This is a genomic window from bacterium, assembly GCA_035945995.1.
Taxonomy (GTDB): Bacteria; Sysuimicrobiota; Sysuimicrobiia; order Sysuimicrobiales; family Segetimicrobiaceae; genus DASSJF01.
In genome coordinates this window covers 1-4561 of the sequence record DASYZR010000178.1, presented here as the reverse complement: position 1 = coordinate 4561, position 4561 = coordinate 1, and the positions used below count along the sequence as shown (strand labels likewise).

Sequence of the window (4561 nt, the reverse complement as noted above, 5' to 3'; positions counted from 1 at the left end):
GGCAAGCCGCAATACACGCGGCTCGGCCGCTTGGTGATGCTGATTTTCGATCCGGCGGCGATGAATCTGCCGCCCACGACGGACCGCAATATGTTTCCTCCCGTCAACGCAATCGACTGGCAGGGTAGTCCCGAGCGGCCGGGGCCGTGGCTCGGGTTGTCCGAAGACCATCAGGACCTGCTGCTGTTTTCCGACAGCGGCCACTGGCGCGGCGCGGTGCGGCATCCGCCCGACATCAGAGACACGCGCGGGCTCTCTCCGGGCGGGCCGGTGGACTGCGAGCAGCGTTATCGCGATCGAAGTTGCGAGGTGCTGCGCAATTCTTCTTTTCTCATCATCGAGCCGGTGGCGGAGATCGTGTTCAAGCCCTGGCGGGTCCCGAGTTGGGCGAAGATCCGCGCCGGCATCGATCACTACGACCGGAAGATGAGCTTCCTGATCGATCCCTCGTCAGGCGAAGGGCACCTGGTAGGCGGAGGGTTCACCATCGGCGCGGCGTTTTAGAGAGGCGAATCATGGCCAAGGCTTACGTAGTCGGAAATCCCAAGTCCAAGCGCCCAGAGAAACGGTCGCAACGGGGAACCTCTGACGGTCCTCGTCGTCAAAAACGCACCAATCCACTTGAGGCGGTGATCACGGGTCTCGGTTTCAACCCTCACCGCGAAAGGAGCAGCATGGCAAAAAGCAAATCAAAAAAGAAAAGCCACGGCGGCGCCTCAGCGGGAGCGCTGGCGCGACGCCACTCGGGAGGCAACCCGCACCAGACGCGTCATCACCGCCACGCGAAGAATCCCATCCTTCCGGCCGGACAGACCTGGCCGAAGGTGGGCGCGATGGTGGTGGGTGGCGCGGCGGGCGGAGTGGGAACTGTCTGGATCCCGAGCCTCGTGCTCGGGTCGAAGGACGTCGGCTTCTTCGGCTACGTCATGAACTTCATCGTGGCGGTGCTGGGAGCGATGGGCTTGAACGCTGCCGGCTTCCCCAACGGAGCTGTGGGCTGGCTGATCGGCGGAGGCGTGGCCCTGGTCGGGCGCGTCATCGATGATCAGACCGGCAAGCAGATCATCGAGTTCTCGGCTCCGATCGGCTCCGCGGCGCCCGGCACTGCCGGACTCGGGCAGTTCTACCGGACCGGCCAAGCGTACTTGCCGACCGGATCGCAAACTGATCTCACGTCCGGGCATCAGCGCATGTCCCAGGCTCCGCCTGTGGTTGTGCAGGCGGCGCCGGCGGCGGTGAAGACGGGCATGGGATGGTCGGCGCAGTTCCGTCGCGCCGCTTGAGATTCACTCCGGGGCGGATCCCGCGTTGAGTCCGTTGGGTCCGCTCCACCTTTAGCTTTTTCCGCCACGGCGGAGAACCCCAGGGCTTCGCGGCCCTGGAATCCAAGCCCGGCTGAGGCCGGAGCCTTTTGAGAGGTACCAAATGAGGAACTTCATCGAAGTCGATGAACAGGAACTCGGCCGGCCTCATGTTCGCCGGCGGAATCCCATTTTCCAGGGCGCGATGCCCGCCAGCCCTGCCACACCGTCGAACGGCCCGCTGTTGACCTTCGACATTCTGCGGCAGGATCTCTACACGTTCTACCAGGCCGCGGTTGCCACCGCGCTCACCGCGCAGACGCTCTTCCAGCAGGGCATCGGCGGCTTCTACACTCCGATCGGCGGGACGGCGTTCCAGTTGACCGAGCTCCACACCAACCTGATCGGGACGGGGACTCAGCTCCCCAACCCGCAACGGTTCATGACGCAGGGCATCTTCCGCCTGGTGCGCGAAGACATCCTGCCGAAGGACCTGGTGATGTGGAATTTCGGCACGCTGGTCAATCTCACCATCGGCGACACCACCAAGAAGTATTGCACCGCGCAACTGGCGTTGATCCCGCAGAACAACGCCATCCAGGTGCAGGTGTCGGGCGGCGCGGCCGCGCAGACCGCCCCGGCCAATGCCTCGACCTTCGCCACCACGGGCTGGCCCGTGACTGACAACTTCTATGCCTTGCTCGCGAGCGGATTGCTTGACCCGGACACCGGCCAGGAGATCAAGGACGCGGGCATCACCATCGACCAGGGGCAGAACTTCGGGCTGATTCTCGACCCCACTCTGGGAAGCGGCGCGTTTTCGACTTACACCACCGCGACCAGCGCCACGGGCGGGACCGGGATTCAGGCGTACTTCCACCTGAAAGGAGTCCTCGGCCGGAGCGTGCAGTAGCTCGCTTGCGTGAGGTGGTGGTCCTGGGCATGGGCCTCCTCCTTCCACCTCATGCGCGACTGCGGATTGCCGCCCGCTCGGGCTTCGAGCTCGCACACGGGCGGCGATCCCGGATCTAACTAAACGTGGCGATGAGGTGAAAACTATGAGCCAGGCGCAAACCAAAGAGCTTTGTCCTGCCTGCTCCGGCAACGGGGCGGTGGGGAACGTCGCCACGGGACATGCCATGACGTGTCCGGTCTGTAGCGGCGCCGGCGCAATCACTAAAGACAGCCGGTTTCGAGCGCCGTTCCACTACGTCTTCGGCGGCGTGGCGGGCGCCTTCCAGGTCTTGACGGGAGGCAAGGCTAACTTCCCCAAGCAGCTCGCCAACGATTGGGAATGGGAGATGATCTTCATCATGGGCAAGGCCGACTATCCCGCGGGAGTGGCCTTACAGCTTCAGGACACCGGTTCCCAATTCAACTTCTCGGACCAGCCGGTCGCCTTCAATGATTTTGTCGGCAACGGGCAGCTTCCCTTCCCGATCGGCCTGCTGATTGACGACGGGCGCGGGTACCGCTTCGGCCGCAAAACCTCGCTCAACATGCTGGCGGTGGATATCGGCACGATCGTTCAGCCGAGCGTCGTGATCGGAAACGGCAACGGAGCGGCGGTGACCTTCACCGGAACACTTGCCCCGACCGGGTCCATCGGAGGCCCGGTTCTTCCGGGATCTGTGACCGTGACCGACCCGCCGGGCGTAGTAAGTGGAACCGACTCGGGAAAGAACGGGCAGATCGCGGGGACGAACATCACCGGGACCGTCAACTATCAGACCGGGGCGATCTCCGTCACCTACTCGGCGGCGCCGGCGGCCGGAACAGCCATCACCGTGGCCTGGACCGCAGGCGTGGCCACCAACAACGTCGAGATCGATTTGTGGGGTCACGCGCTCCTTGAAGAGCCTCCCGCGAAGAGCGGGCGGATGCCCCTGGCAGCGTAACTTCTCCTCGAAGAGCCCAGCTTGGCCGTTGCCGGGGCAGCACGCGGGAACGGCCACCTTCGAAAGGAGACTTTATGGATCTCGGAGAGAAAGTTCAAATCACCGGCGGATCGATCCCTGGCACGAATTTCAAGCTCGACGGCGCGATTGCCTCCATCGTCGGCATCGAGGAGGACGGACGCGGCCCGCAGTGGACGAGGGTTCACGTAGAACTGATGAGCGGATCCTTGGACGGCCAGATCATCGACGTGCGCCCCGATCAGCTAGCGCCCTACTCCGGCGCTTTGCCACGCGCTCCGAAACCCTGGACGCCAGGGAATCCGCACCCCAAGATTCGTTACACGGGCGCGACGGGGTCAAAGCCCACACCTGAGCCTCCTCCGCCGCCGCCGCCGCCGCCGCTGGACAAGGTCGAGGGAGCGAAGGGGTCAGAGCCAGAGCCAACACCTGAGCCTCCTCCGCCGCCGCCGGACAAGATCGAGTAGCCTCGGCTCGTCGGCAACACATGGCAGCTTATATGGGCGTTTGGCTCACATATCGCGGCATGATGACTCCCGGCTTCGTTCCGCGCCGCCGCGAGCGCATGAAACTGATCGGCTCACGGCCTTACATTGCCGTGATCCCGTGGAGCCTCGCCGCGCAGGCGACGGACTCTTTTTTCACCGTCGCGCCTGGGTGGTTCAAGGTGTGGGGGGCCACGGCCAGCAGCATTCAGCCCCAGGGCGCGGAGGTCTTGCTGTACGACCCGCTCCGCAAGCGGCCGCTCTCGGATGGGCCGCTCTTCCAGGGCAGCCAGGCGGGAACCGCGGAAGAGCCGTTTTTCTTCAAGCGGCCTTATCTGTTTGAGCCCGGGCAGCGGATTCTCGCGAAAGTCGCCAATCTCTCGACGGTCGCGAACAGCGGCCGGTTGAATCTGTGCGGCTTCGTTCTTCCCGGACGTCCGGACCCGAAAGACATTCCGCCCATTACGTCGCTCGGGCTCGGTGATGGGCAGCCTGCAACCTCTCCCGAGGGCTACCGCATGGTGCAGCGGCCGCCGTGGATCGAGATGCCGAGCTCAGGCGAGCCCTTCAACCTGAGTGGAACGATCCGTATGCCCGCCCTGGGCGTGACGGCGACGATTGTCAGCATCGTGGCCGGCGTCGGACGCAGCGGCGTGATCAATCGCCTCGCCAATCAAGTCATTGGCGGCGGGTGGACGGACGGCGACGGAAACCTGGTCTTTCAGATCACGCGCAACGGCATCCCGGAGCGCGATCAGCAAGACCTGCTCTCGTCGCTCGGCGAGGTCATCGAGCCCTCACCCTTCGGTCCGTTGCGAATGACAGAGAACGACGTCATCGCGCTTACCGTGTTCAATAA

Annotated in this window: 6 protein-coding genes; all 6 read left to right on the top strand. The window is 64.2% G+C overall.

Going from position 1 to position 4561, the window contains the following annotated elements:
* Positions 1–504: hypothetical protein (locus VGZ23_20645; GenBank protein ID HEV2360005.1), on the top strand; the 504-nt coding region annotated here is incomplete at its 5' end.
* A gap of 11 nt (positions 505–515) precedes the next feature.
* Complete coding sequence (locus VGZ23_20640) at positions 516–1283, top strand: hypothetical protein (GenBank protein HEV2360004.1); 768 nt, start codon at positions 516–518, stop codon at positions 1281–1283.
* A gap of 142 nt (positions 1284–1425) precedes the next feature.
* Complete coding sequence (locus VGZ23_20635; protein HEV2360003.1) at positions 1426–2214, top strand: hypothetical protein; 789 nt, start codon at positions 1426–1428, stop codon at positions 2212–2214.
* Between the two features lie 331 nt (positions 2215–2545).
* Positions 2546–3199 carry a hypothetical protein gene (locus VGZ23_20630; GenBank protein ID HEV2360002.1) on the top strand — a complete coding sequence of 218 codons (654 nt, stop codon included), beginning with the start codon at positions 2546–2548 and terminating at the stop codon, positions 3197–3199.
* A 74-nt stretch (positions 3200–3273) separates the two neighbouring features.
* Entirely contained in the window at positions 3274–3684 is a 411-nt protein-coding gene (locus tag VGZ23_20625; GenBank protein HEV2360001.1) for a hypothetical protein, read from the top strand.
* Between the two features lie 32 nt (positions 3685–3716).
* A partial coding sequence (locus tag VGZ23_20620; GenBank protein HEV2360000.1) for a hypothetical protein occupies positions 3717–4561 on the top strand: 845 nt, incomplete at its 3' end.